The sequence below is a fragment of the Streptomyces sp. NPDC050439 genome, from assembly GCF_040655335.1.
Classification (GTDB): Bacteria; Actinomycetota; Actinomycetes; order Streptomycetales; family Streptomycetaceae; genus Streptomyces.
In genome coordinates this window covers 448,138-473,963 of the sequence record NZ_JBFAJT010000004.1, presented here as the reverse complement: position 1 = coordinate 473,963, position 25,826 = coordinate 448,138, and the positions used below count along the sequence as shown (strand labels likewise).

The following is a 25,826-nucleotide window of genomic DNA, read 5'->3' as shown; positions in this document are numbered from 1 at the left end:
AGTCACGGCGCCGGGCTCGGCAGGTGCGGGGATTGCCCCGGACGGAGCGTCGGCAGCGTAAGCCGGGGGCAGTGCGCCGGAGTCGGGTTCCGTAGGTGCGGAGGTTGCCGGTGGTGTTGCCGCGGCCAAGGTGAAGTCGCCTGAAGCGTCCTCCGGTCGGCCGGTGGCGGCTGTCCCCTCCGGTCGCGGCGCGGAGGCCGACCTGGAGCTGCTCCACCACTTCGCCTTCGTGGGCTTGCCCTCGTCCATGCTCTCCCCACACCTGGCCTACGGCGGACGCCGATGACGTGCTCATCTCCGCGCCCGCCACAAGCCTCGGGCAGGCACGGCCCACCGAGGATTCAACCAGGTTCCCGCGCCGAAGCGCAGAGCACGTCAGCGTATCTGCGAAGTGCCCTGCAGCCTGCCCTCGACGGGCGCGGACGCCGTGCCCGCCGTCGGCACGGTGCCGGTGGGGGACGCGCTGCCCTGGACCACGGGAGGGACCGGACGGATCAGCGGGGACATGATCGCCGCACCGGTCAGCATCGGCGCCGCGACCTGCTGCCCCGCGTACACCGGCTCGGGCTGCTGGACACGAGGACCCCGCGCGGGCACTCCGGGCAGCAGGGGCCCGGTCGCCTGCGTGGGCGCGACCGGCGCCGCGAGGACCCCCGGACGCTGGCCCTGCACCGACAGCGGCCCACTGCCACGGCGGCGCACCGAATCGGGAGCCGCGGTGACCGCCGAGCCCGGCGAACGCATCGGCGACGCGTTGCTCTTGCCGTTGCCCGACGTGCCGTTGCCCGAGGTGTTGCTGTTGGAGCTGTTGCTCGTGCCGGAGCCCGCGCGCGGGTCACCCGGGTCGGCGGGAATGCCCGTCGTGACACCGCCAAGGGCTATCGCGGCCAGCGACACCGCACCCGCGGCGGCGAAGGCGAACCGCCGCCCGCGCCACAGCGACCGCTCGGCCTCGGCACGACCGACATCACGGCCGACGTCACGGCGGTCGACGTCATGGATGCGGAAACCGCGCCCCGATCCCGGCAGGACCGCGGCATGGCTGCCCGACGGCGCGTAGCCGAAGGTCTCGGGCCGCACACCGAAGACTCCGCTCGGCGGCAGCCCCGACTCACTGTCCGCGGTGGCGAAGCCGCCGCTTCCAGGGGGCCTTGGGCCCGAAGGAGGCTCGCTGCCACCGCCGGGAAGGCCTTGCAGCCGGGCGAGGAAACTCTCGGAGGGAGGCGGCGGCGCCGCCTCGGCGAAGACACTCTTGAGCCGGCGCTGCGCGTCGGCCTCGGTCTTGCACTTCGGACAGGTCGCGAGATGAGCGAGAACCCGCTCACGCGCGTCATGGCCCAACTCACCGTCCACCAGGGCGGCGAGTCGGTCCCCCAGATGCTGCTCGGCCAGATGCCGCTCTGCAGGATTCGACCGTGATCCACTCACGCGGTCGCGCCCCCTCCTCCCAGCGCCACGGCTCCTGCGAGCGAGCGACGCTCGGCGCGGGCTTCGGGCGACCGGTGCTGAAGGGCCTTGCGCAGCTGCGAACGGCCACGGTGGATACGGCTGCGGACCGTGCCCAGCTTGACGCCGAGCGTCGCGGCGATCTCCTCGTACGAGAGACCTTCGATGTCGCACAGGACCACTGCCGCACGGAACTCGGGTGCGAGGGTGTCGAGCGCCTGCTGGACGTCCGCGTCGAAGTGCGTGTCGTTGAAGACCTGCTGCGGCGACGGCTCACGGCTGGGGAGGCGCTCGGCCGCGTCGTCCCCGAGGGCGTCGAAACGGATGCGCTGCTTGCGGCGCACCATGTCCAGGAAGAGATTCGTGGTGATGCGGTGCAGCCAGCCCTCGAACGTGCCGGGCGTGTAGGTCGACAGGGACCGGAAGACACGGACGAAGACCTCTTGCGTGAGGTCCTCGGCGTCGTGCTGATTGCCGGTCAGGCGGTATGCGAGGCGATAGACGCGTCCGCTGTGCGTGCTGACGATCTCCTCCCAGGTGGGCGGAGTCCACGCCTGCGATTCCGCATCAGCGGCAAAGGTCGCGGTCTGAGCGGAGTTGGCGGTGTGGAATCGGTCAGCGGTGTCGGTCACGGATTTCGGCTCACCCGCCAACCCGAGAAAGCGCCTCAGCGCTCCTCCCCGATCCGCGGACGCAGCCGCACCTCCCCTGTCGGCTCTGGTGGTGTCCAGTGGAGCCCCTACCATAACCACCTCGCCCGTTAGCTCCGGATAAGCGTTTTTACTGGAATTTGGTACGGGCTTCCTGCCAGGTGTCCTGCCTGGTCGCAGGGCCCGCAGCCAGTCTTGATCCATTCGTTACCCCCGGCGTCCGCCTACCCCTACTAAACGCCCGGTCCCATCTGCGGGTTCCCACCCCCAACGGATACAGTCACGGCCAGGCACCCACGGGGACAGGAGAGGGCCATTACCGGCAACCGGCAGACGAGCTGGGCGTTCGCCGACGCCTTTGTCGCCGAGGACGAGGCCACACGCTGGGCCCGTGACCGGGCCCAGGACGCGGGCGTGCCCTCGGTGTCTCCCGGTACCGGCGCCGCGCTGCGCCTGCTGGCCGCCACGGCGGACGCCAAGGCCGTCGCCGAGATCGGGACGGGCACGGGCGTGTCCGGGCTCCACCTGCTGCACGGAATGCGGCCCGACGGCGTGCTGACCACCGTCGACCCCGAGCCCGAGCGCCAGCAGTTCGCCCGGGAGGCCTTCCGCGCCGCCGGGTTCGCCGGCAACCGCGCGCGCTTCATCCCCGGCCGCGCACTCGACGTACTCCCGCGCCTGGCGGACGGCGGCTACGACCTCGTGTTCTGTGACGGCGACCGCACGGAGTACCTGGACTACCTCGCTGAATCGTTGCGCCTGCTGCGCCCCGGCGGGCTCGTCTGCTTCGAGGGCGCCTTCTCCGACGGCCGGACGGTGGACTCCGGCCCGCAGCCCGTCGAGGTGCTGCGCATCCGCGAGCTCCTGCGCACCGTGCGCGAGAGCCAGGACCTGATGCCGGCGCTGCTCCCCGTGGGCGACGGCCTCCTGTGCGCCGTCAAGCGCTAGCCCCCCACGTCCCCGCACCCCTTTGAACCCGGACATAGCACTGCCCCGGCATGTCTTGACGATGCCGGGGCAGTGAAAAGTGTGGGCGCTTCCGCGTCAGCCGACGACCTTCTTCAGGGCGTCGCCGAGTGCATCGGCCTCGTCCGGAGTCAGTTCGACGACAAGTCGCCCGCCGCCTTCGAGCGGAACGCGCATGACGATGCCCCGCCCCTCCTTGGTCACCTCGAGCGGGCCGTCGCCCGTTCGCGGCTTCATGGCCGCCATGCTCGTTCCCCTTCCTGAAACCAGCTCATCGCAGCCGACAACCCAGGTGTCACCGGCATCGAACACATTGCTTCCAGGCCATTATCCCGCATGGCAGGACCCGATGACCAACATCGGTCTGCATCGCTTGCGCAACGCGCGCCCGCAAAACCACTCAATTCGGCGATGTGGCTGCGATACTTCGCCGCCCCTTACGCCTCCATGGCCAGGAATTCTTTGACGCAGGTCACATATCTCCCCTCATGTCGGAGCCCGATGATCTCCGTCATGCTGGGCTCGACAAAGATGACCGGCGCAGGACCACTGGAGGGGATTCACCATGGCCGACACCGTGCTCTACGAGGTGAGCGACGGGCTCGCGACCATCACGCTCAACCGCCCCGAGGCGATGAACGCGATGAACATCGAGGCCAAGGTCGCCCTGCGGGAGGCGGTGGAGTCGGCCGGGTCGGACCCCGCGGTCCGTGCCGTACTGCTCACCGCGACCGGGCGCGCCTTCTGTGTGGGGCAGGACCTGAAAGAACACGTCGGTTCCCTCATGGCGGACCGCGCCGCGGGCACCGGACAGACGATGAGCACGGTGCGGGAGCACTACAACCCCGTCCTGCGCGCGCTGACCGGGATGGCCAAGCCGGTCGTCGCCGGGGTCAACGGCGTCGCGGCGGGCGCGGGTCTCGGCTTCGCCCTCGCCGCCGACTACCGGATCGTCGCGGACACCGCGCGTTTCAACACGTCCTTCGCCGGGGTCGCGCTGACCGCCGACTCGGGCGTCTCCTGGACGCTGCAGCGCGTGATCGGCCCCGGCCGCGCGAGCGACCTGCTGCTGTTCCCGCGCAACATCGGCGCGCAGGAGGCGTACGACCTGGGCATCGCCAACCGGGTCGTCCCCGAGGCCGAGTTGGCGGCCGAGGCCGAGAAGCTGGCCCGCACCCTGGCCGAGGGCCCCACCCTCGCCTACGGGGCCCTCAAGGAGTCGCTCGCCTACGCGGCGGGCCACACCCTGGAGGAGGCCCTGGAGAGGGAGGACGAGCTCCAGGCGAAGGCGGGCGCGTCCGAGGACCACGCGATCGCCGTCCAGGCGTTCCTGGACAAGGCGAAGCCCAAGTACCTGGGCCGCTAGCCGCTCCGGCCGTCCCGGGGGACGCGGATCACGCAGTCCTCCAGGTGGTCGTTCACCAGGCCGCAGGCCTGCATCAGGGCGTACGCCGTGGTGGGGCCGACGAATCGGATGCCGCGCTTCTTCAGGGCCTTGGACAGGGCCGTGGACTCGGGCGTGATCGCCGGTACGTCGGCCAGCGCGCCCGGGGCCTTGCGGGATGCCGGGTCCGGGGCGTGCGACCAGATGAGCTCGTCGAGCTCTCCCTCGGACCAGCCGGCGAGCACGCGCGCGTTGGCGAGGGTCGCGTCGACCTTGGCGCGGTTGCGGATGATGCCGGGGTCGGCGAGGAGCCGCTCCCGGTCGGTGTCCGTGAAACGCGCGACCTTCGCGATCTCGAAGTGCGCGAAGGCGGCGCGGAAGCCCTCGCGGCGGCGCAGGATCGTGATCCAGGAGAGGCCCGACTGGAAGGCCTCCAGGCAGAGCCGTTCGTAGAGGGCGTCGTCCCCGTGGACCGGGCGGCCCCACTCCTCGTCGTGGTACGCCACGTAGTCCTCGGTCGAGAGGCCCCAGGGGCAGCGGAGTCTGCCGTCCGGGCCGGCCACCGCGTCGCCGCTCACCGTCCGTCCTCCTCTTCGGCCGTGTCCTTCACGAACTTCGGTGTCTGCGGGGCCGTCTGGTCCTCGGGCATCGCCGGGGCGTGCGTCTTGAGGAGGCCGGGGCCGCCGACCGCGGTGGCCTGGGCGCCCGCGAGGGCCGCCTCCAGCTCCGCGATGTGGGCGTCACGCTCGGCGAGTTCGGCGGCGACACGGCCGAGCGCGTCGTCCACGTCCGCCATCCGATAGCCCCGCACGGTCAGCGGGAAGCGCAGCGCCTCCACGTCCGCGCGGCGCAGGGCGCGGTCCGGCGGCAGCGGGTCGGTGAACCGCTCGGCCGGCACGTCGGGCAGCACGGCGCGCTCCCCGCCGCCCACGACGGCCAGAGTCACCGCGCCGACCACCACGACGAGGGCGATGACCAGGAACAAGAACAAGACCATCTCTTCAGGCCCCCACGCTCGACTGCCGTGCTGAAACTGTCAGGCCCTGATCGTGCCATGCCCCTGTGACAGTTAAGGTCGCAGGCGGCCGGACCACGGCACCGACGAAGGAGGCTCACAGGGGATGCTCAGGCTTGGCAGGCGTGAATTCGACGCGCACGAGCCGGTGATCATGGCGATCGTGAACCGGACCCCTGACTCCTTCTACGACCAGGGCGCCACGTTCCGTGACGAGCCCGCGCTCGCCCGCGTGGAGCAGGCGGTGTCGGAGGGCGCCGCCATCATCGACATCGGCGGGGTCAAGGCCGGTCCCGGCGAGGAGGTGACGGCCGCGGAGGAGGCGCGCCGTACGGTCGGATTCGTCGCCGACGTGCGCAAGCGGTTCCCCGATGTCGTCATCAGCGTTGACACGTGGAGGCACGAGGTCGGTGAGGCGGTCTGCGAGGCGGGCGCGGACCTCCTGAACGACGCGTGGGGCGGTGTCGATCCCCGGCTCGCGGAGGTCGCCGCGCGCTATGGCGTGGGGCTGGTGTGCACGCACGCGGGCGGCGCGGAGCCGCGTACCCGCCCCCACCGGCTTGCGTACGACGACGTCATGGCCGACATCCTCTCGGTCACCCTCGGCCTGGCCGAGCGCGCGGTCGCGCTCGGGGTGCCGCGTGAGTCCGTGATGATCGACCCCGGGCACGACTTCGGGAAGAACACGCGGCATTCGCTGGAGGCGACGCGGCGGCTCGGGGAGATGGTCGACACCGGGTGGCCCGTCCTGGTGTCCCTGTCCAACAAGGACTTCGTCGGCGAGACGCTCGACAAGCCGGTCAAGGAGCGGGTGCTCGGGACGCTGGCCACGACCGCGGTGTCGGCGTGGCTGGGCGCGCAGGTGTACCGGGTGCACGAGGTCGCCGAGACGCGGCAGGTCCTGGACATGGTCGCCACCATCGCCGGGCACCGGGACCCGGCCGTGGCGCGCCGGGGACTGGCGTAGCGGGGCGTACGGCCACCGGACGGGCCAGGTGTGGGCCCGCCCGGCAGAGGGGCCTTAGCGGCCGACTTCCTTGGTGACCAGGGCGACCGCCTCGTCCACGTCGTCCGTGACGTGGAAGAGGTGCAGGTCGTGCTCGGACGCCTTGCCGCCCGCCACCACCGTGTCGCGCAGCCAGTCGACGAGTCCGCCCCAGTACTGCGAACCGAAGAGGACGATCGGGAAGCGGGTCACCTTGCGGGTCTGGACGAGCGTGAGCGCCTCGAAGAGCTCGTCCAGGGTGCCGAGGCCGCCGGGCAGCACCACGAAGCCCTGGGCGTACTTCACGAACATGGTCTTCCGCACGAAGAAGTAGCGGAAGTTCACACCGATGTCGACGTGTTCGTTGAGGCCCTGCTCGAAGGGCAGCTCGATGCCGAGGCCGACGGAGACGCCCTTGGCCTCGCGCGCGCCCCTGTTGGCGGCCTCCATGGCGCCGGGGCCGCCCCCGGTGATCACGGCGAAGCCCGCGTCGACGAGCGCCTTGCCGATGCGGATGCCCGCCTCGTACTCCAGCGATCCGACCGGCGTGCGTGCCGAGCCGAAGACGCTGATGGCGCTGGGAAGTTCGGCGAGCGCGCCGAAGCCCTCGACGAACTCCGACTGGATGCGCATGACCCGCCAGGGGTCGGTGTGCACCCACTCCGACTGACCCTCGCCGTCGGTGTCGAGGAGACGCTGGTCCGTGGTGCCCGGGGTGATCTGCTCACGCCGCCGCACCACGGGCCCCAAGTGCTGCTCGTCCCGCGGGCCCTGCCCTTCTGGACTACCCATGAACATCCCCTTCCGCTGACACTCTTGCTCGACGTGCCACTTCAGCGTAGGTCTACGGGCGTTACAGGCGTCGCATCCTCAACAGAACTCAGGATGTCAACCAGGCGCTGAGCCGCTTCTCCGCCTCAGGGATGAGGGAGGCCTGCACCCTCTCGTCGATCTTGTGGGCGAGCAGCGGGTTGCCCGGGCTGTAGTTCACGGCGGGCACGCCGAGCGCGCTGAAGCGGGAGACGTCCGTCCAGCCGAACTTGGGCTGGGCCGTGCCGCCGACCGCCGCCATGAAGGCCGCGGCGGCCGGGTGGTCCAGGCCGGGGCGCGCGGCGCCCGTGTGGTCGTCGACGATGAACTCGTCGATCTCGCAGTCGGCGAAGTAGTCGCGCACGAAGGCGAGTGCCTCGTCCTCGGAGCGGTCCGGCGCGTAGCGGAAGTTGACGACGACGGTGCACTCGTCGGGGATGACGTTGGTCGCGACGCCGCCCTCGACGCGTACGGCGTTGAGGCCCTCGTGGTATTGGAGGCCGTCGACGACCGGCTTGCGCGGCTCGTACGCGGCGAGCTTCGCGAGGATCGGCGCGGCCTTGTGGATGGCGTTCGAGCCCATCCACGCGCGCGCGGAGTGCGCGCGCGTGCCCTTCGTCTTCAGGAAGACCCGCAGGGTGCCCTGGCAGCCGCCCTCGACCTGGTTGTCCGTCGGCTCCAGGAGGACCGCGAAGTCGCCCGCGAGCCAGTCGGGGTGGGCCTCGGCGACGTGGCCGAGGCCGTTCAGGTGGGCGGCGACCTCTTCGTTGTCGTAGAAGACGAAGGTGAGGTCGCGGTTCGGCTCGGTCACGGTCTGCGCGATGCGCAGCTGGACGGCGACGCCCGACTTCATGTCGCAGGTGCCGCAGCCCCACAGGATGCCGTCCTCGTCCAGGCGCGAGGGCACGTTGTCCGCGATCGGGACCGTGTCGATGTGCCCGGCGAGGATCACGCGCTCGGCCCGGCCCAGGTTCGTGCGGGCCACCACGTTGTTGCCGTGCCGGTCGACCGTGAGGTGCGGCAGGCCGCGCAGGGCCGTCTCGATCGCGTCCGCGAGGGCCTTCTCCTGGCCGCTCGGCGACGGGAAGTCGACCAGCTGGGCGGTGAGCGCGGCAGCGTCGAGCGTGAGGTCGAGCGACGCGTCGTGTGAGGTCTGAGCCATGGTTTCGACCCTAACGCCCCTCGGCGCGCCGCCCTGTCGGTGGCCTCCAGTACCTTGGTCGCGTGCCTGAGCCCCCCACCCTCGTCCGGCGCGGCCGCCTCCTCCGTATCGGGGCCGCGGTCGCGGTCCTGCTCGCGCTCGTGGGCTATGTGGTCGTCCAGTACGTCTTCGGGGGCAAGGCCGCGCCGCGCTGCCAGGTCGTCTCGGGAAACGGCGACGGCGCGTCGTACGAATTCGGCGCCGAGCAGGCGGAGAACGCGGCGACGGTCGCCGCCGTGGGCACCTCCCGCGGCATGCCGGAGCGTGCGGTCACCATCGCCCTGGCGACGGCCCTGCAGGAGTCGGGGCTCCGCAACATCAGCCATGGTGACCGGGACTCGCTCGGCCTCTTCCAGCAGCGGCCCTCACAGGGCTGGGGCAACGAGAAGCAGATCATGGACCCGGCGTACTCGGCGGCGCGTTTCTACGACCACCTCAAGGACGTCCCGGGCTATTCACGGCTCCCCCTGACCGTCGCCGCGCAGCGCGTACAGCGCAGCGGATACCCCCAGGCGTACGCGAAGCACGAGCCGGACGCCGTGCTGCTCGCCGCCGCGCTGACCGGCCGCGCCCCCGCCACCCTCACCTGCGAGGGCCGCACGGCCGACGAGCCGGGCGATCCGGCGAAGGTACGGGCCGCCCTGGTCCGCGACTTCGGCCGCGAGGTGGCACCGGAGGGCGGCAGCGGCAGTGTCACCGTGCCGGTCAGTTCCACGGCGTCCGGCGCCGGGGGCGGCGGCGCGCAGCGGGGCTGGGAGCTCGCGCACTGGGCGGTGGCCCAGGCGTCCGCGCTCGGCATCGAGCGCGTCTCGTACGGCGGCCGGGAGTGGAGCGCCGAGGGCTCGCGGATGGAATGGCGCAAGCCGGGCAAGGCGGGCGCGACGGGCGCGGACGGGCGGCCCACGGACGGCGGGGCGGGCGCGGGCGACGTCCGAATCGTCCTTGGGCAGTAGTACGGCTGATCACTCGATCGAGTCACGCCGATCACTCACGGACGAAGCGCCGCCCAGAGGTTCGCGCAGTCACGTCGACACCCACCGGACCCCTTGCCAGCACCGGGCATTGACGTTTCAGCAGCCTCGCGTGAGCTGATCGTTTTGCCCGTTTTTATCCACAGCAGATTATGCGATGCATTGCCAATTCTTTGCGTTGGCCCACCGCAACCTTCGAGGGCTTCGAGCGGTAGTCACTGCGTCCGAACGCCGGGCCCCATCCGGCCGGACACACCAACGTTCTCCCCCGTCTGAAGGAGCATCATGTCCCTCCCCCTGACCCGCCGGATCGCCCGCGCCGCGCTGCTCATCGCAGCGGGGGCGGCTCCCGTGGTCGGTGCGGCCGGCTCCGCAAGCGCCGCCCAGCTTCCGGCCGCCCCCGACCTGGGCGGTGTCTCCGCCCTGGACAGTGCCGGTCTGGGCAACACCGTCGACGGCGCAGCTCAGAACACCACCGGTCTCGCGGGTGAGACCGGCAGCAAGGCCGTGAAGAAGGGCGTGCCGACCGCGGGCAAGGTCGTCGGATCGGGCGCCAAGACCGCGACTCCCGCCGCGCAGAAGGCCGCGGGCGACCTCGCGGGCAGCGCCGGTGACGTGGTCGGCGACACCGCGGGCACCGCCACCAAGGGCGGCCTGCCGACCGACACCGTCGGCGAGGGCCTGCCGACGGACGCGGTCACCAAGGGCGGACTGCCCACCGACCAGCTGCCGGTCAAGAGCCTGCCGCTCGGCTGACCGCCGCACATCTGAGAGGAGGGCCCGGAGCCACTGGCTCCGGGCCCTCCTCGCGCGTCGGCCGCCGCACGCCTCACCCGTCCCGCTGCGCCTCGATCAGGACCTCCCCCGCCGCCGTACGGAAATACAGCACCGCACGCCCCGTACGCCGCCTCCGTACGAGCCCCGCGTCCAGCAGCACCCGCAGATGGCGGCCCACCGAGCCGAGCCCCTGCCCCGTCAGCGTCACCAGCTGCGAGGTGCTCTTCGGCGTCGCGAGGAGCACGAGGACTCCCGCCCGCGCGGGGCCCAGGAGCCTGCCGAGCGCCTCGGGCACCGCCGTCGGCCGGTCGGCGTCAGCGAGCACCCCCGAGCACGGATACACCACCGCGTACCGGTCCGCCGCGTCCCACGAGACCCAGCCCTGCGGGGGTGTCACCGGCACGAAGACAAGGCGCGCCCCGGAGATCTCGCGCGGCGGGTACTCGTGGGTGTTGATCTGCAGCCTGCTCTCCCCCAGCCAGCGCATCCCCGGCCGCATGCCGTTCAGCGCCTCGGCCCAGCCGCCCTGGCTCAACTGGGCGGTGCGCGCGATGACATCGGCCTCGATGACCGTACGGACGCGGGGCCAGCGCGGCAGCACCGTCCGCGTCCACACCCACTCCAGGAGGTCCGCCATCAGCTCCGGAGCGCCGGAGCGCCGGAGCGTCTCGGGGAGCGGGCCGCCGTGGGCCACCGTCAGGTGGGCGCGGGCCGCCTCGTCGGGGATCTCGCGGATGCGCGCCAGCTCCTCGGAGAAGGAGGGTTCGCCCTCGCCCGTCGGCGTCGGCGTGAGGAAGTCCGCGATCCAGCGCGTCCGCTCACCGAGCGCGGCCCGCACCAGCTCAGCAAGGCCGGGATCGGCGGCGAGCCGTTCGCGGTAGGCGGGCAGATGGGCGTCGAGCCAGGCGCGTTCCCCCGGGTGCGTGACCGTGCGGCGCTCCAGGGAGATGAGGCTCGCGGTCGTCTCCGCCAGCGGTGAGACGACGAAGCGGCTGCCCGCGAGGGTGTCCGCGTTGATCTGCCACCAGCCCATGCCGCAGCCCCTTCCCCCGGCACCTTTCGCCTCCGCGCGAAACATTAACCCCCCTGCGCGAGGCCCCCGAAGACTCCCCGCATGCGCACCTACCGCGAGCTCTTCCGCACCCCGGAGTTCACCCCGTTCTTCCTGAGCGCCTCTTTCCTTGCGGCGGCCCAGACGGTGAGCGGCCTGGCCCTGGGCACGCTGATCTACGACAGGACCGGCTCGCCGCTGCTCTCCTCGCTCGGCATGTTCGGCCCCGCGCTCGCCCAGGTCGTGGGCGCCGCCTGTCTGCTGTCGGCGGCCGACCGGCTGCCGCCACGCGGTGCGTCGGCGGGCCTCGCGCTGTTCTTCGCCGTGGCCACCGCCGCTCAGGCCATCCCCGGTCTGCCGCTGTGGGCCGCCTTCGCGCTGCTCCTGGTGCTCGGGAGCCTGGCCTCGCTCGGCGGCGGCGTGCGCTACGGGCTGCTCAACGAGATCCTCTCCCGGGAGGGTTTCCTCCTGGGCCGCTCGGTGATCAACATGTCGGGCGGCACCATGCAGATCTGCGGCTTCGGACTCGGCGGTGTGCTGGTCACCGTGTTCTCGCCGCGCGGCACGCTGCTCGCCGGCGCCGCGCTGTATCTGGCCGCCGCGGTCGCCGCCCGCGTCGGGCTCACCCGCAGGGCGCCACGCGCCACCGGCCGCCCCTCGATCGGCGCGACCTGGCGTACGAACGGGCTGCTCTGGTCGTCCCGGCCGCGCCGCTCGGTCTATCTCGCGCTGTGGGTGCCCAACGGTCTGATCGTGGGGTGCGAGTCGCTTTTCGTGCCGTTCGACCCCGAACGCGCGGGGCTCCTGTTCGCCTTTGCCGCGTTCGGGATGCTCGCGGGGGACGTGCTGACCGGGCGGTTCCTGTCGCGCCGGTGGCGGGAGCGGCTCGGGGCGCCGCTGCGGCTGCTGCTCGCCGTCCCGTATCTCGTCTTCGCGCTGCGGCCCGAGCTGCCCGTGGCCCTGACGGCGGTGACACTCGCCTCGGTCGGGTTCTCGGCGAGCCTGCTGCTCCAGGAGCAGCTGATGGCCCTGACGCCGGACGAGTTGAGCGGGCACGCCCTTGGCCTGCACACGTCCGGGATGCTGACGATGCAGGGCGTGGGCGCCGCGCTCGCGGGCGGCGTCGCCCAGCTGACGTCGGCTCCGGCCGCCATGACCGTGCTCGCCATGGCGTCCGTCGCCGTCACGCTCGCCCTCGCCCCGGGGCTGCGGTCAGCGGCTCAGGCGAGCCGCTCGACCGCCGCGGCCACGCGCTCGTCCGACGCCGTGAGCGCCACGCGGACGAAGCGGTCGCCCGCCGGGCCGTAGAAATCGCCGGGCGCCACGAGGATGCCCAGCTCCGCGAGGTGCCCGACGGTGTCCCAGCAGGACTCGTCGCGGGTCGCCCAGAGGTAGAGGCTCGCCTCGCTGTGCTCGATGCGGAAGCCGTGCTTCAGGAGAGCCTCGCGCAGGGCGGTGCGCCGGGCCAGGTACCGCTCGCGCTGCTCGCGCACGTGCTCGTCGTCGCCGAGCGCCGCGACGACGGCCGCCTGCGTCGGCGCGGACGTCATCATGCCGCCGTGCTTGCGGATCTGCAGCAGCTCACCGAGGACGTCCGCGTCCCCGGCGATGAACGCGGCGCGGTAGCCCGCCAGGTTGGACCGCTTGGAGAGCGAGTGGACGGCGACGATCCCTTCGAAGGAACCGCCGCACACGTCCGGGTGCAGGACCGAGACCGGCTCCGCCTCCCAGCCCAGTTCGAGGTAGCACTCGTCGCTCACCAGGAGCACCCCGTGCTCGCGCGCCCAGGCGACCGTGCGGGTCAGCTCGTCCTTGGACAGGACGCGGCCGGTCGGGTTCGAGGGCGAGTTGAGCCAGAGGAGCTTGAGGTTCGTCGGGTCCAGCTCGGTTGGGTCGTCGTACGAGACGTACTCGGCGCGGGCCAGGCGCGCGCCCACCTCGTACGTCGGGTAGGCGAGGCGCGGGTAGGCGACGACGTCACCCGGGCCGAGGCCCAGCTGCGTCGGGAGCCAGGCCACCAGTTCCTTGGAGCCCACGACCGGCAGCACGTTCCGGTGCGTCACGTCGCGTGCGCCGAGGCGCCGCTCGCACCAGCCGGTGAGCGCGTCACGCAGCTCGGGCGTGCCCCACACCGTCGGGTAGCCCGGCGAGTCCGCCGCCGCGACCAGCGCTTTCTGGATCAGCTCGGGGACCGGGTCGACCGGGGTGCCCACCGACAGGTCGACGATGCCGCCGGAGTGGGCGGCCGCCGTGGCCTTGTACGGCTCGAGCTTGTCCCAGGGGAAGGCGGGAAGGCGGCCGGAGAGACCGGAGACTACGGACACGTGCTGACTCCCGTACTGCGTGTACGTCCTGCGTGTATGGGGAAATGCCTCGGTCCCGCACGGCGACTTGTGCCGTACGGGACCGGGGCGGCGCTTCAAGCCGCCGTTACTGGTTCTGCGGCGGCAATGCGGCGATGAAGGCGTGGTCGCGCTCGATCAGGCCGAGCTTGCTGGCACCACCGGGCGATCCGAGCTCGTCGAAGAACTCGACGTTCGCCTTGTAGTAGTCCTTCCACTCTTCAGGAGTGTCGTCCTCGTAGAAGATCGCCTCGACCGGGCAGACCGGTTCGCAGGCTCCGCAGTCGACGCATTCGTCCGGGTGGATGTACAAGGACCGGGAGCCCTCGTAAATGCAGTCGACCGGGCACTCCTCGATGCACGCCTTGTCCTTGACGTCGACACAAGGCTGCGCGATGACGTAGGTCACGCTGTCGTTCCTCCTCGATACGGGCGTTGGCGGGCCGTCCTCAGGCTCCGCTCGCCTGGCGCGCGGGAGCGCGGCGTCGTCGATGCCCGCCTCTAGTATCTCCGTTCCCGGGCATGATCCGAACAGGAGGGGCATACAGAGCTGTGGAATTCACTGCGGGCGGACGGCTTGAGGTGCGCATCAGCCCTGCTGACGTGGGCAAACGGGTGTCGGTACGCCGCCTGAACGAAGGGCCTGGGGCGGGGGAGAAGTTCACTGACACGGTGGGTGTTCTCACATCGTGGGACGACGGTGTGGTACTGATCACACGCCGCGACGGCGAGCGTGTCCACATCCCGGAAAGTTCCCTGGTGGCGGGCAAGGTGGTCCCCTCCGCCCCGGCCCGCAGGCGGGGCCCGGCGGCCTCCTACCGGGAGCTGGCCCGGGTGGCGGCGCGCGCCTGGCCGCCCGTGGAGAGCGAGCAGCTCGGCGAGTGGGAGCTGCGCGCGGCGGCCGGATTCACCCGGCGGGCCAACTCGGTGCTGCCGCTGGGCGATCCCGGACGGCCGCTGGACGAGGCCCTCGCGCAGGTACGTCAGTGGTACGCGGAGCGGGAGCTGCCCGCGTACATCCAGACCGCGACCGGGACCGAGGACACCCAGGAGCTGCTCTGCGCCGAGCTCGATGACCGGGGCTGGGAGCGCGAGGTGAGCTCCGCGATCCACGTCGGCGCGCTCGCGCCCCTCGGCGACGCGGACGTGCCCGGAGCAGGGGCGGAGCGGGTGCTCCTGGCGCGCTCCTTCGACGAGGCGTGGCTGCGCCGGTACAAGCGGTTCAAGGAGCCGGGGCCCCATGTGCGCAAGGTGCTGGCGGGCGGCCCCTCGGTGTGGTTCGCTTCCGTGCCCGGGGCCTCTTTTGACGCGGGGCCCGCCGCGATCGGGCGGTGCGTCGTGGACGGACGCTGGGCGGGATTCATGGCGGTCGAGGTGGATCCGGCGCACCGCAGGCAGGGACTGGCGACGGCGGTGATGGCCGCGCTCTCCCGGCAGGCGCTCGCCGAAGGCGCTTCGGCGGCCTGGCTGCAGGTCGAGGACGACAACGAAGGTGCGCGGGCGCTGTACGGCGGTCTTGGCTTCGCCGCGCACCACACGTACCACCACTATCGATACCCGTCGGCTCGGTAGCTCCTACCGGTCGGCTCGGTAAGTAAGGCACGAGGCACGCATGCACGAGGAGTCAAGGACGGCCGCGTCCCGGCGGCGGTTCGCCGAGGAGGCCAGGTCCGAGCGGCCCGACCTGTCCCTGCTGTGCCTCCTGCTGAGCGCGGAGGCGGACCCCGGGCTCGACGAAGACGGCATCGACGCGGCGCAGATCGAGCTCGACCGGCTCGCCGGGCAGCTCCCCTACCGCCCCGGCGGGGCCCGGGAGTGGGCGGCCGCCCTCGCCGAACTCCTCGGCTCGCAATGCGGGTTCAGGGGCACGCCCGCCGACTACCAGCGCCTGGAGTCCTCCCTGCTGCACGAGGTGCTTCGGCGGCGCCGCGGCCTTCCGATCCTGCTCTCGGTGGTGTGGATCGAGGTGGCCCGCCGGGCGGGAGCACCCGTCTACGGCGTCGCGCTTCCCGGTCATTTCGTGGTCGGTTTCGGCACCCGCGAGGAGCAGGTGCTCACCGACCCGTTCGCCGGCGGGCGGCTGCTCACGGGCGCGGACGCGGAGCTGCTCGTCGCCGGGTCCTCGGGCGGCACGGTGTCCGCGTCGATGCTGACGCCCGCCGATCCGCTGAACATCGTGCTGCGCATCCTGAACAACATCCGCGCCTGGGCGGCGGCCCGCCCCGAGCGCTCGGACGTCGCGCTCTGGGCCGTTGAGCTCTCCCTGCTGCTGCCCGCCCACCCGGCACGGCTGCGTTACGAACGGGCCCAACTCCTGGTCCAGCGAGGGGACTTCCTCGCGGGCGCCGCCGAGCTGGAGGAGTACGCCGACGTGGTGACGGCGGTGGAGCCGACCACGGCGGACCGCGTGCGGGACCAGGCACGGGCCGCCAGGGCGATGCTCAACTGAGGGTCTTGGACGTGCGGGCGTAACGCCCCGGCGCGATGCCCACCATCCGCTTGAAATGCCGGGTGAGGTGCGACTGGTCGTAGAAACCGGCGGCGGTCGCCACCTCTCCCGGCGGCTGCCCCGCGAGGAGGAGACGGCGGGCGCGGTCGACGCGGCGGGACATCACGTACTGGTGCGGCGCGATGCCGTAGGCCCCGCTGAAGGCGCGCACCAGGTGCGTGGGGTGGGCGTGGACCAGGCGCGCCGCCTCGTCCAGGGTCACGCCGTCGAGCAGCCGCTCGTCGAGGAGGTCACGGAGGTTCCGGGCGACGCCCCGACCCGTGTCGCCGGGGGTCTCGGTGGTGGCCCTGGGGCGCAGGTGGCCGCGCAGCCGCTCGCTGATCAGGGTCAGGCGGCTCTCGGCCTCCAGCTCGTCGCCCCGGCACGCCAGAGCCGTGTGCAGCTGGCCCACGCGGGTGCGCAGGACGGGGTCGACCAGGTCGGGGCCGTCCACCGCGGCGCCGATGAGGCCGGCGTCCAGCTGCGTCATGTCCAGGTAGAGCACGCGCTTGCGGAAGCCGCCGGGGGTGGCGGGCGAGCCGTTGTGCGGGACCTGGGGCGGCAGCAGGGAGACGGTGTCGCCCGGAGTGCCGTGCTCGTGGCGGTCCAGGTCGTAGCGGACGGCTCCGTCGTCGACGATCAGCAGGGTCCACGCGTCGTGGACGTGCATGGGGTACGCGTGCTCCGTGAAGTGGGCGTGGAAGACCTCCACGACACCCGCGACCGGCGGGCGCCATGCGGATATTTCCTGCCGGACCACCATGCAAAGAACGTACAAGACGCGGCGGCGGACCACTCGGCAGTCTCAATGCATGAGAACCACCGCTACCGCTGAGACAGACACCGCCACCGCCACCGCCGCGACGCCGGACGAGGCCCCCGTCCGCTTCGACACGAAGATCGCCGTCCTGCTCCGTGACGACCTGGAGCCCTGGCAGCGCCTCAACGTGACCGCGTTCCTGGTCAGCGGGCTCGGCACGGCGGCGCCCGAGGTGATCGGCGAGCCGTACGAGGACGCCGACGGCACCCCGTATCTGTCGATGATCCGCCAGCCCGTCCTGGTCTTCGAGGGGACGAAGGAGACCATGACCGCCGCACACAAGCGTGCCCTCTCGCGGTCGCTGCCGAGGGCGGTGTTCACGTCCGACCTGTTCACCACCGGCAACGACCGGGACAACCGGGCCGCGGTGCGCGCCGTGCCGACGGATCAGCTCGACCTGGTGGGGCTCCTCGTGCACGGTCCGCGCAATGCGGTCGACAAGGTCCTCAAAGGGGCCCGGATGCACCCTTGACCGACGGGGTCGAGGCCAAGGGGTGAGATCGGAGCGCTATCGATCGGCCCGGCAGGGCACGAAGCTCCTATGCACCCCCAATCCCCCGAGCGGCGACGTCTCTTCGCCGATCAGGCACGGGCGGCGCGGCCCGATCTCGCGCTGCTGTGCCTGCTGATCGGCGCGGAGGCGGACCCGGATCTCGACGACGCGGGCATGCGCGCGGCGCGGCGCATCCTCGACCGCCTTGCCGACCAGCTGGCCGAGCGGCTGCCCGACAGGACCGGCGGCCCCCGGCCCTGGGCACTCGCGCTCGCCGAACTGCTCGGCACGCGCCACGGGTTCAAGGGCAGGCCCGGCGAATACCAGCACCTGCGGTCCGCGCTGCTGCACGAGGTGCTCCGACGGCGCAGAGGCCTGCCCATCCTGCTCTCGGTGGTGTGGATCGAGGTCGCCCGTCGTGCGGGCGTGCCCGTCCACGGGGTGGCCCTGCCCGGCCACTTCGTGGTCGGCTTCGGCAGTCACGACGAGCAGATCCTCGCCAATCCCTTCGCGGGCGGCGACGTATTGACGCCCATGGACGCGGAGTTGCTGGTCGCCGGGGCCACGGGGGCGCCGCTCGTGCCGTCGATGCTGAGTCCCGCCGGGCCCCTGGACATCATCCTGCGCGTCCTCAACAACATCCGCGCGTGGGCGGCAGCCCGGCCCGAGCGCTCGGACGTCGCGCTCTGGGCGGTCGAGCTCTCCCTGCTGCTGCCCGCGCACTCCGACCGGCTGCACTACGACCGCGCCCAACTCCTCGTGCAGCGCGGCGACTTCCTGGCGGGCGCCTTGGAGATCGAGACGTACGCCGACGCCCTTGCCGCGACGGACGAGGCGACCGCGATACGGCTGCGGCGGGAGGCACATGGGGCGCGGGCGATGCTGAACTGACGCTTTGCGAGGGGTGGTTCAGAGCCAGCCCTTGTCGCGGGCCACCTTGACCGCCTCGGCGCGGTTGCGTACGGCGAGTTTCTGGATGGCCGTCGAGAGGTAGTTGCGGACCGTGCCCGCGGAGAGGTGCAGGGCCGTGGCCAGCTCGGCGTTGGTGGCGCCGTCGGCCGCCGCACGCAGGATCTCGCGCTCGCGGTCGGTCAGCGGGTTCGCGCCTCCGGCGAGCGCGGCCGCCGCGAGCGTGGGGTCGATGACCCGCTCCCCCGCGAGGACCTTGCGGACCGCGTCGGCGAGCTGGGCCGCTGGGGCGTCCTTGACCAGGAAGGCGTCGGCGCCTGCCTCCATGGCGCTGCGGAGATACCCGGGGCGGCCGAAGGTGGTGAGGACCACGATCTTCAACTCCGGGAGCTCCGCGTGGAGTTCGGCCGCCGCCTCGATGCCCGTGCGGCCGGGCATCTCGATGTCGAGGAGCGCCACGTCCACCGCGTGCTCGCGCGCCGCCGCAAGCACCTCGTCGCCGCGGGCCACCTGCGCGACCACCTCGATGTCCGGCTCCAGGCCGAGCAGCGCGGCCAGCGCCTCGCGGACCATCGACTGGTCCTCGGCGAGGAGCACCCTGACGGCGGGCCCCGCACTGTTCGTACTCATGCGGAGGCTCCTAGGGCCGAAGATCCCGGAGCAGGCCCGCCGGTGCCCTCCCCCTCACCGGCCTCTTCGTCCACCCGCGCCGACGGCTCCAGCGGCACCCTCGCCGTGAGCCGGAAGCCCCTGCGCGCGCCAGGACCCACGTCGAGGACACCGCCGACCGCCTCCACGCGCTCGGTCAGACCCGCCAAGCCGTTGCCCTGGGCGGCGACGGAACCACCCCTGCCGTCGTCCTCCACCGTCAGCTCGACCACCGGCCCATCGAGGGTGTGCCGTGCGGTGAACGCCACCGTGCAGCGGCGCGCACCGCTGTGCCGCACGACATTCGTCACCGCCTCGCGCAGCGCCCAGGCCAGCGCCGTCTCGCCTCGCTCGCCGGGCAGCACTACGGGCGCCTCCAGCGGTACGTCAGCTTCGACACCGGCCGCGGTCAGCGCCGTGCGCGCGCCCGCCAGCTCACCGGCGAGGGTGCGCCTGCGGTAGCCGGAGACCGCCTCGCGCACGTCCACCAGGGCCTGGCGGCTGACCTGCTCGATGTCGGCCACCTGCTGGGCGGCCTTGTCGGGGTGGGCCGGGAGCATGCGTCCGGCCAGCTCGCTCTTCAGGGTGATGAGGGAGAGCGAGTGGCCGAGGAGGTCGTGCAGATCGCGGGCGAGCCGCAACCGCTCCTCGTTCGCGGCCAGTTGGGCGACGGTGGCCCGCGCCTGGCGCAGCTGGATCGTCGTACGCACCAACTGGCGCACCCCGGTCATCGCGAAGCCGACCAGAAGGGTCAGCACGGCGAGACTGCCGAGCAGGTCCTCGACGCTGTCGGTGCGCAGGCCGATCGCGATCATCACGCCCGTGACGGCCGGGATGACCCACATCGCGTGCCCCAGTGGCAGCACGGCCCCCGCGGACACGGCCACGTACACGAAGAGCCCGAGCCAGGCCGTGCCGAAGGCGAACGAGAGGACGACCGCCAGCGCCAGCAGCACCCCGAACGACACATGCACCACACGCCAGTCGAGCACCCTGGAGGTGTAACGGAAGACCAGGGTCAGATAGCAGACCACGAAGGCCGCGAGGCCGAGCCAGCCGAACGCCGTGGCCACCGCCCCGCGGTCCGCGCCAAGCAGGTCCTCCACCGGGCTGGCCAGGAAGACCAGCCAGATGCCGATCCAGAGCGCCTTGGTCAGCAACTGGCGGCGGTCCGCCACCGGGTGGCCGAAGCTGTCCAGCACGTGGGCCCGCTCGGTGCGGTCGGTGCGGTCGGTGTGGTCGGTGTCGCTCACGCCTTCGATGTGTCCTTCCGGTACAGCCATGCCGCGCCGCCCGCGAAGAGGACGAAGTACCCGACGAGGAGTACGACGTCCTGCGCGTGCGGGGCTTCGCCCAGTTCGATGGCCTGTCCGAGGGCAGCGTACGCATGGGTCGGCAGCCAGGTCGCGATGTCGCTCAGCCACCCCGGGAAGGTCGCCGTGGGCATCCACAGGCCGCCGAGCACGGAGAGCCCGAAGTACACGATCATCGTGATCGGGCGCACGGCGTCGCCGGTCGCGAGATAGCCGATGGCCACGCCGAGCGCGGCGAAGACGAGGCTGCCCGCCCAGATCGCGCCGGTCAGGGCGAGCCACTGCCAGGCCTCAAGGCGTACGTCCTTGACGGCCGCGGCGACCACGAACACCACGACGATCGAGGGCAGGCTGACCACGGCGGCGCTCGCCGTCTTCGCGATGACGTAGCCGCGCCCCGGCAGGCTCGTCAGCCGCAGTTGGCGTACCCAGCCGCTTTCGCGCTCCTTGGCGATGCGCTCGCTGTTGCCCATGAGGACGGCGGTGAGGGCGCCGAAGGAGGCCATCGACACCATGAAGAAGGCGGGCAGCGCGAGCCCCGTGTCCCCCACCGTCTCCTTGCTGTCCTGGCCGCCCGCGATGATCAGGAAGAGCATCGACGGATAGATCACCGAGAAGAAGAGGAACTTCTTGTTCCGCAGCGCGCGGACGATCTCCAGCTTGATCAGCATGCCCCGGCCTCCTTCTCGGCCTCCTTGACCGACCTGTTGGCCTCCTCGGCGGCGGTGATCGCCACGAAGGCCTGCTCCAGGCCGAGACCCGCGACCTCAAGGTTGCGGGGGTAAAGACCGAGCCCGTAGAGCGCGTGCACGGTGGCGTCGGCGTCCGTCGACCGCAGGCGTACGGAGTGGCCGGATACGTCGACGGCGGCGAGGAACGGCAGGGCGCCGAGCTTCTCCGCGACCGCGGCGTCCGGCTCCGAGAGGTCGAAGGAGATCCTGCGCACCCCGGCCATCGCCTTGATCTCGGCGGCCGTGCCGTCCGCGAGGAGCCGGCCGCGGTGCAGGACGAGGACGCGGTCCGCGATCGCGTCGGCCTCCTCCAGGTAGTGCGTGGCGAACAGGACCGTGCGCCCCTGATCGGCCTGCTCGCGCATGGTCGCCCAGAAGGCCTGGCGCGTGGTGACGTCCATGCCGGTGGTCGGCTCGTCGAGGACGATCAGGTCGTTCGCTCCGGCGGTCGCGAGAGCGAATCGCACACGCTGTTCCTGCCCGCCGGACAGCTTGTCGACCTTCCGGTCGGCGAGCTGGGTGAGACCCGCGGCGGCCAGCACGTCGTCCGCGCGGTGCGGCCTCGGGTGTAGATCGCAGGCGAGCCGCACCAGCTCGCGGACGGTGACCTCCGCCATCAGGCCGCCGCTCTGCAGCATCGCGCCGACCCGGCCCGCGGTGATCGCCTGGCGCGGACTCGTGCCGAAGACCCGCACGGTGCCGCTGTCCGCGTCGCGCAGGCCGAGGAGCAGGTCGAGCGTGGAGGACTTGCCCGCGCCGTTCGGCCCGAGGAGTGCGACGGTCTCGCCGGGGCGCAGATCGAGCGTGAGCGCGTCCACCGCGCGCACGTCCCCATAGCTCTTGGTCACGTTCTCGAAGCTCACCGCGGTGACGGGCGGTGCTGCGGTCGTCGTCATGCGCCCCATCGTCGCCGGGGGCGGGGCGACGGCGGCAGTGTCGTGTGTGCCGGGTCCGGGATGACAGATGTCATGCCACGTCGCGTCACGGCATGCGGAAGGCCGGACGGTTCGATGTCACGAACCGTCCGGCCTCCGTCCTTCCGCACGTACCGGAATCAGCCGGCGTCGGTCTCGATCACACCGATCCGCTCCGCCGGCGTCTTGCCGATCAGCGCCTTGTTCATCGCGGCGGCCACGTCCGTCGGCTGGACCGGGGTCTTGTCGCCGTTGCCGCGCTGGATCAGGATGCCGTCGAAGACGTTGCCGTAGAGCTTCTTGAGCTCGACGGTGTCGTAGTGCACCTGCAGCGTGCCGTTCTTGAGCACCTTCGTCTCGAGCACCTTCGGCAGCGACTTCGCCGGGCCGAACGGGATCGACGCGTTGCCCGCCTTGATCGTGACGTTGGCGGACATGGCGGGCTTCGCGAAGCGCGTCATGAACTTGTCGACCTCGGCGTTCGGCACGGTCGGCTTGCGGGTCGTGACGGGCAGCGCGACGGTGCCGGCGCTGCCGGTCTCGACCTGCTTCTTGTAAGCCTCCGAGACGGCCTTCGTCGACGCGGCGACGTCAATGCCGTTGCCCGCCTTGCCGTACACGGGAACGGCCTTGCCGGGCACGAACTTGACCGTGCCCTCCTTGGCCGAGCCGGAGCCGCCCGCGGCGCGCTCCAGGGCGGCCGCCAGCTTCTCCTCGTCCACGGGCATGACGGGCTCGGCGACGCGCGCGCCGCCGAAGAGCGAACCGATCACCGAGACGGGGTTGTAGTCGCTGCCCGCGGCCTCGCGGACAGTCGCCTGGCTGTCCAGGGTCAGGCCCGCCTGGTCCGGGCTGAGCGTGACCGTCTCGCCGTCGACCGACAGCTTCAGGGGCTTGGCGACGCGCTCGCCGATCCCCGCGTCGAGCTTCTTGACGGCCTCGTCACGCGTGCCGCCGCCGATGTCGACGCCGAACGCAGTGGTGCCCTTGGGCACGTCGGCGTGGTTCATCAACAGCCCCGCGCCGTACGCACCGCAGGCCACGACGACCACGGCGACGGCCACGAGGACGAGCTTGTTGCGCCCCTTCTTCTTGGGCGGAGCCGCGGCGACGGGCACGTTCGGCTGCACCGGCTCGGGCAGCTTGGGCGGCGTGTGCGGCACGGGCCCGTCGGACTGCGGGGCCGTGGCGAACGGCGAGTTCTGCGCGGGCGGCACCACGGGGATGCCGCTGGTCAGGGTGTCGCCGGAGACGTTGGTCCCGGGCGAGGGCGCGCTCGGGCCGCCCGGGATGGAGCCGGGGCCGCCGGGGACCGGACCGCCTGCGGCCGGGGGCCGCGGGCCGCCGCCGGGGCCCTGGAGCGGGCCCGCCTTCTGCGGCGTGAGGATGGCGGTGTCGTCGCCCATCACGGGGGCACCGGCACCCGCGCCTGAACGGGCCGCGGGATTGGCCGGGTTGGGGCGATTGCCGGGGTTGCCCTGGTTGCCGGGATTGCCGGGTCCACCCTGATTGGGGGCCGCCATCGGGTTCGCCCGGCCCGCCGGGTTGGCCTGGTTCGCCGGGTGGGACGGATCGGCGGGCTTCGGCGCCAGCGGTCCTTCGCCGGTCACCGGTCCGCCGGTCGGCCCAGAAGGACCACGGCCGCCGTCGCCCGCGGCACCTCCGGAGAAGTACGGCAGGTCCCCGCGCTGCGGGTCGCCGCCCTGCGGCGCACCCGTGCCGAGCGGACCGGCCGCCACGGCGCCGGACACGTCGAAGGAGCCCGTACCGGAGCCGTTGCTTCCCGAGCTCCCCGAATTTCCGGAACCGGGCGCGGCGTTGCCGGACGCGGTGTTCCCGCCGGCCGTCGCCGGACCGCTCTTGCGCGGCGCGAACCAGTCGCTCGTCTTCTCCTCCGCCGGAGCGGAGGGCGACGAGGGCCCGGCGGCGGCAGGCCCCGCGGGCGCGGAGCCCGATGCGGGAAGCCCGGCGGAACCGGGTCCGCCCGCGCCGTTCGCGGCTCCCGGGCGCCCGGCGCCGTCAGCGGCGTCGGCCGCCGCGCGGCCCCCGTCCAGCGGACGTGAGGCGCCGGGGTCGCTGTCCACGACGGGCGTGCGCATGACGACCGGTGGGATGGGCCGCGACCCGGGAATGTTGATCCGGATACGCGTGGTCAGCGTGGTCTCGGTCTTGGGCTCGTCGGGCCGCTCGTCGGCGGCCTGCCGCTGCGCGCCGTCCACGGCGCCGTCCGACGCGGCGCCCTGCGCCGGGGAGCCGTACGGCGGCGTCCCCGAGGGGTATGCGGCTCCACCGCGCCCCTGGGGCCCGGAGGACGAACTGTCAGTTTCACGACTCAAGGCAGGTTCTCCCGGTTGGCTCCGCCGCCCGTGCTCCCCGCGCGGAAGGAAATTCCCTCCGGCCGGAGGCTGGGGGAGGCTCGGCGGCGCGCACCACCATACTGGCCGCCGTCGGCACTCATCCTGTGACCGCCGTCAAACCCGTGCGGGACACGGGTTGAAGTGGTACGTCACTTGCCAAGTCGGGCGGCGGGCCCGCCTGGTTGCGGTCGCTGCCCGAGGGTGGCACACATCACAGCGACCGCCATCCCGCCCAGCAGGTAGGCGTACGAGCCGAGTCCCGCCCCGAAGAGGAAGTCCCCCTCGGGCCGGCTGGCCGTGAGCAGCATGACGGATACGAGCCAGCCCGCCGCCGGCGCGACCGCCCCCGCTCTGGTGCCGACGGCACGCGCCCCTCCGTGGAAGAGCCCCGCGGCCCCGAGGAGCGCGAGCAGCAACCCGCCCGGGAACCAGGCCCCTTGGACGAGCGCGCCCGCGGCGCCGACGACCGCTCCCAGCACGAAGAGGCCTCCGTACGAGGCGATGCGGCCGAAATTGAGCGGCTGCGCGAGGGCGCTGCCGCCCGGCGGGGACGCGGCGGACGACGAACCGGAAGCCGGCGACGATGCCGACGTGGCACGTGAACGAGTACTCACGGCGTCGTCACCCCTTCGAGCCCTTCGAGCCCCGCGTCCGCGAGCCCCGCGAACAGATCGGTCTCACGTTCCCCGTCCATTCCACCGCTTCCTCCTCGCACCAGCTCGTAGTACTCCACATCGAAGATCGGCTGCGCGAGCCCGTTCGACAGGGCGAAGAGCGGTTCCTGCACCTCGATCTGCGTGGCGTGCGCGCGCATCGCCGCCGCCTTCGCCGGGGCGAAGGCGGTCCCGTCGATCTCCGCCGTGATCCGCTCGTCGTCCGTCACACCGGGCACGTCCGCGGCCACGCCGGGGGTCGTGAACGGTGAGTGCCGCAGGGCCCCCTCCATCCACCGGAACCGCTCTTCGACGACGGAGCGCGGCGCGCGGTTCCAGTAGATCTTGGCGATGGTGTGAGGTTCGCCAAGATCCGCGCGGAAGGCGCTCTCGGCCGCGAGGTCCGCCGCGCGCATCGCGACGCGGTGGGCCTGGATGTGATCGGGGTGGCCGTACCCGCCGTCCGGGTCGTACGTCACGAGCACCTGGGGACGCACCTCGCGGATCACCTCGACGAGGTGCGCGGCGGCGTCGTCGAGATCTGCGGACCAGAAGGCGCCCGGACGATGGTTCTGCTCGACGCCCATCATCCCGGAGTCGCGGTAGCGGCCGGTGCCGCCGAGGAAGCGGTGGTCGGCCACGCCGAGCTGCTTCATCGCGGCGGCCAGCTCACCGATGCGCTGCGGGCCGAGCGCGTCCTCGCGGTCGGGCGCGAGATGGGCGAGGCCGGGCGGGATGACCTCGCCCTCCTCGCCCAGCGTGCACGTCACCAACGTGACATGGGCGCCTTCGGCCACGTACCTGGCCATCGTCGCGCCATTGTTGATCGACTCGTCGTCGGGGTGCGCGTGCACGAGCAGCAGACGCCGGGCGGGCAGTTCCGTCATGGGACCACCCTACGA

Annotated in this window: 29 protein-coding genes; 11 read left to right on the top strand and 18 right to left on the bottom strand. The window is 72.1% G+C overall.

The genetic code is table 11. The features are described from left to right. Nucleotides 1-163: 163 nt before the first annotated feature. Nucleotides 164-286 (top strand): hypothetical protein, encoded by a 123-nt coding sequence (locus AB0I66_RS19515; RefSeq protein ID WP_363209106.1) that lies wholly within the window; start codon nt 164-166, stop codon nt 284-286. Between the two features lie 89 nt (nt 287-375). Here AB0I66_RS19515 and AB0I66_RS19510 read toward each other — a convergent pair whose 3' ends face one another. Beyond that, nucleotides 376-1,428, bottom strand: coding sequence for a zf-HC2 domain-containing protein (locus AB0I66_RS19510; protein ID WP_363209105.1), 1,053 nt, complete (start codon nt 1,426-1,428; stop codon nt 376-378). After that, nucleotides 1,425-2,192, bottom strand: a complete 768-nt coding sequence (sigE, locus tag AB0I66_RS19505; protein WP_363209104.1) for an RNA polymerase sigma factor SigE — start codon at nt 2,190-2,192, stop codon at nt 1,425-1,427. Before sigE ends, AB0I66_RS19510 begins: the two co-directional genes overlap by 4 nt. Before the next feature lie 153 nt (nt 2,193-2,345). Between sigE and AB0I66_RS19500 the strand changes: the two genes are divergently transcribed. After that, nucleotides 2,346-3,044 carry an O-methyltransferase gene (locus AB0I66_RS19500; protein ID WP_363209402.1) on the top strand — a complete coding sequence of 233 codons (699 nt, stop codon included), beginning with the start codon at nt 2,346-2,348 and terminating at the stop codon, nt 3,042-3,044. A 96-nt stretch (nt 3,045-3,140) separates the two neighbouring features. On the opposite strand, the gene AB0I66_RS19495 is transcribed toward AB0I66_RS19500, so the two are convergent. Further along, a complete protein-coding gene (locus AB0I66_RS19495) occupies nt 3,141-3,308 on the bottom strand; it encodes a DUF3117 domain-containing protein (RefSeq protein ID WP_003966491.1) in 168 nt (55 codons plus the stop codon). 319 nt (nt 3,309-3,627) lie between these two features. Here AB0I66_RS19495 and AB0I66_RS19490 point away from each other — a divergent pair, with 319 nt between their 5' ends. Beyond that, a complete protein-coding gene (locus tag AB0I66_RS19490) occupies nt 3,628-4,428 on the top strand; it encodes an enoyl-CoA hydratase-related protein (protein WP_363209103.1) in 801 nt (266 codons plus the stop codon). On the opposite strand, the gene AB0I66_RS19485 is transcribed toward AB0I66_RS19490, so the two are convergent. Together AB0I66_RS19485 and AB0I66_RS19480 are read right to left on the bottom strand one after the other, a co-directional pair. Next, nucleotides 4,425-5,024 (bottom strand): DNA-3-methyladenine glycosylase I, encoded by a 600-nt coding sequence (locus AB0I66_RS19485; RefSeq protein ID WP_363209102.1) that lies wholly within the window; start codon nt 5,022-5,024, stop codon nt 4,425-4,427. The two genes, AB0I66_RS19490 and AB0I66_RS19485, sit on opposite strands and share 4 nt — an antisense overlap. Then, a complete protein-coding gene (locus tag AB0I66_RS19480; RefSeq protein WP_363209101.1) occupies nt 5,021-5,443 on the bottom strand; it encodes a DivIVA domain-containing protein in 423 nt (140 codons plus the stop codon). The genes AB0I66_RS19485 and AB0I66_RS19480 overlap by 4 nt, the downstream gene beginning before the upstream one ends. Nucleotides 5,444-5,567: 124 nt before the next feature. On the opposite strand from AB0I66_RS19480, the gene folP reads away from it, so the two are divergent. Continuing rightward, a complete protein-coding gene (gene folP / locus AB0I66_RS19475; RefSeq protein WP_363209100.1) occupies nt 5,568-6,428 on the top strand; it encodes a dihydropteroate synthase in 861 nt (286 codons plus the stop codon). A gap of 54 nt (nt 6,429-6,482) precedes the next feature. Here the strand turns inward: folP and AB0I66_RS19470 are convergent, their stop codons facing one another. Together AB0I66_RS19470 and dapE are read right to left on the bottom strand one after the other, a co-directional pair. After that, nucleotides 6,483-7,238, bottom strand: coding sequence for a TIGR00730 family Rossman fold protein (locus AB0I66_RS19470; protein WP_363209099.1), 756 nt, complete (start codon nt 7,236-7,238; stop codon nt 6,483-6,485). Between the two features lie 88 nt (nt 7,239-7,326). Beyond that, the gene (dapE, locus tag AB0I66_RS19465; protein WP_363209098.1) at nt 7,327-8,418 is read right to left on the bottom strand and encodes a succinyl-diaminopimelate desuccinylase; all 1,092 of its coding nucleotides are present in this window, start codon (nt 8,416-8,418) and stop codon (nt 7,327-7,329) included. A gap of 62 nt (nt 8,419-8,480) precedes the next feature. Here dapE and AB0I66_RS19460 point away from each other — a divergent pair, with 62 nt between their 5' ends. Together AB0I66_RS19460 and AB0I66_RS19455 are read left to right on the top strand one after the other, a co-directional pair. After that, entirely contained in the window at nt 8,481-9,410 is a 930-nt protein-coding gene (locus AB0I66_RS19460; RefSeq protein ID WP_363209097.1) for a heavy metal transporter, read from the top strand. 303 nt (nt 9,411-9,713) lie between these two features. After that, a complete protein-coding gene (locus AB0I66_RS19455) occupies nt 9,714-10,184 on the top strand; it encodes an ATP-binding protein (RefSeq protein ID WP_363209096.1) in 471 nt (156 codons plus the stop codon). A gap of 73 nt (nt 10,185-10,257) precedes the next feature. On the opposite strand, the gene AB0I66_RS19450 is transcribed toward AB0I66_RS19455, so the two are convergent. Continuing rightward, nucleotides 10,258-11,238 (bottom strand): ArsR family transcriptional regulator, encoded by a 981-nt coding sequence (locus AB0I66_RS19450; RefSeq protein WP_363209095.1) that lies wholly within the window; start codon nt 11,236-11,238, stop codon nt 10,258-10,260. A gap of 81 nt (nt 11,239-11,319) precedes the next feature. Here AB0I66_RS19450 and AB0I66_RS19445 point away from each other — a divergent pair, with 81 nt between their 5' ends. Continuing rightward, a complete protein-coding gene (locus tag AB0I66_RS19445; protein ID WP_363209094.1) occupies nt 11,320-12,564 on the top strand; it encodes an MFS transporter in 1,245 nt (414 codons plus the stop codon). On the opposite strand, the gene AB0I66_RS19440 is transcribed toward AB0I66_RS19445, so the two are convergent. Then, nucleotides 12,477-13,580: a bifunctional succinyldiaminopimelate transaminase/glutamate-prephenate aminotransferase gene (locus tag AB0I66_RS19440; protein ID WP_363209093.1), complete on the bottom strand. Its 1,104-nt coding sequence runs from the start codon at nt 13,578-13,580 to the stop codon at nt 12,477-12,479. The two genes, AB0I66_RS19445 and AB0I66_RS19440, sit on opposite strands and share 88 nt — an antisense overlap. Nucleotides 13,581-13,686: 106 nt before the next feature. Next, nucleotides 13,687-14,007 carry a ferredoxin gene (gene fdxA / locus AB0I66_RS19435; RefSeq protein WP_030573070.1) on the bottom strand — a complete coding sequence of 107 codons (321 nt, stop codon included), beginning with the start codon at nt 14,005-14,007 and terminating at the stop codon, nt 13,687-13,689. A gap of 143 nt (nt 14,008-14,150) precedes the next feature. On the opposite strand from fdxA, the gene AB0I66_RS19430 reads away from it, so the two are divergent. Continuing rightward, nucleotides 14,151-15,170: a GNAT family N-acetyltransferase gene (locus AB0I66_RS19430; protein ID WP_363209092.1), complete on the top strand. Its 1,020-nt coding sequence runs from the start codon at nt 14,151-14,153 to the stop codon at nt 15,168-15,170. 40 nt (nt 15,171-15,210) lie between these two features. Then, nucleotides 15,211-16,047: a transglutaminase-like domain-containing protein gene (locus AB0I66_RS19425; protein ID WP_363209091.1), complete on the top strand. Its 837-nt coding sequence runs from the start codon at nt 15,211-15,213 to the stop codon at nt 16,045-16,047. Here AB0I66_RS19425 and AB0I66_RS19420 read toward each other — a convergent pair. Then, a complete protein-coding gene (locus AB0I66_RS19420) occupies nt 16,040-16,849 on the bottom strand; it encodes an AraC family transcriptional regulator (RefSeq protein WP_363209090.1) in 810 nt (269 codons plus the stop codon). The genes AB0I66_RS19425 and AB0I66_RS19420 overlap by 8 nt on opposite strands. On the opposite strand from AB0I66_RS19420, the gene AB0I66_RS19415 reads away from it, so the two are divergent. Beyond that, on the top strand, nt 16,848-17,378 hold the full coding sequence (locus AB0I66_RS19415; RefSeq protein ID WP_363209089.1) for a DUF2000 domain-containing protein: 531 nt from the start codon (nt 16,848-16,850) through the stop codon (nt 17,376-17,378). The two genes, AB0I66_RS19420 and AB0I66_RS19415, sit on opposite strands and share 2 nt — an antisense overlap. Nucleotides 17,379-17,447: 69 nt before the next feature. Further along, on the top strand, nt 17,448-18,290 hold the full coding sequence (locus AB0I66_RS19410; protein ID WP_363209088.1) for a transglutaminase-like domain-containing protein: 843 nt from the start codon (nt 17,448-17,450) through the stop codon (nt 18,288-18,290). Between the two features lie 18 nt (nt 18,291-18,308). Here the strand turns inward: AB0I66_RS19410 and AB0I66_RS19405 are convergent, their stop codons facing one another. From AB0I66_RS19405 to mshB, 7 genes are all read right to left on the bottom strand, one after another. Then, nucleotides 18,309-18,938, bottom strand: a complete 630-nt coding sequence (locus tag AB0I66_RS19405; protein WP_363209087.1) for a response regulator transcription factor — start codon at nt 18,936-18,938, stop codon at nt 18,309-18,311. After that, on the bottom strand, nt 18,935-20,155 hold the full coding sequence (locus AB0I66_RS19400; protein ID WP_363209401.1) for a sensor histidine kinase: 1,221 nt from the start codon (nt 20,153-20,155) through the stop codon (nt 18,935-18,937). The genes AB0I66_RS19405 and AB0I66_RS19400 overlap by 4 nt, the downstream gene beginning before the upstream one ends. Nucleotides 20,156-20,205: 50 nt before the next feature. Beyond that, complete coding sequence (locus tag AB0I66_RS19395; RefSeq protein WP_363209086.1) at nt 20,206-20,940, bottom strand: ABC transporter permease; 735 nt, start codon at nt 20,938-20,940, stop codon at nt 20,206-20,208. Then, nucleotides 20,934-21,896, bottom strand: a complete 963-nt coding sequence (locus AB0I66_RS19390; protein WP_363209085.1) for an ABC transporter ATP-binding protein — start codon at nt 21,894-21,896, stop codon at nt 20,934-20,936. The genes AB0I66_RS19395 and AB0I66_RS19390 overlap by 7 nt, the downstream gene beginning before the upstream one ends. Before the next feature lie 158 nt (nt 21,897-22,054). Further along, nucleotides 22,055-24,250 carry a hypothetical protein gene (locus tag AB0I66_RS19385; RefSeq protein WP_363209084.1) on the bottom strand — a complete coding sequence of 732 codons (2,196 nt, stop codon included), beginning with the start codon at nt 24,248-24,250 and terminating at the stop codon, nt 22,055-22,057. A 170-nt stretch (nt 24,251-24,420) separates the two neighbouring features. Then, on the bottom strand, nt 24,421-24,774 hold the full coding sequence (locus tag AB0I66_RS19380; RefSeq protein WP_363209400.1) for a DUF6113 family protein: 354 nt from the start codon (nt 24,772-24,774) through the stop codon (nt 24,421-24,423). 107 nt (nt 24,775-24,881) lie between these two features. Further along, complete coding sequence (gene mshB, locus AB0I66_RS19375; RefSeq protein WP_363209083.1) at nt 24,882-25,811, bottom strand: N-acetyl-1-D-myo-inositol-2-amino-2-deoxy-alpha-D-glucopyranoside deacetylase; 930 nt, start codon at nt 25,809-25,811, stop codon at nt 24,882-24,884. Between the last annotated feature and the right edge of the window lie 15 nt (nt 25,812-25,826).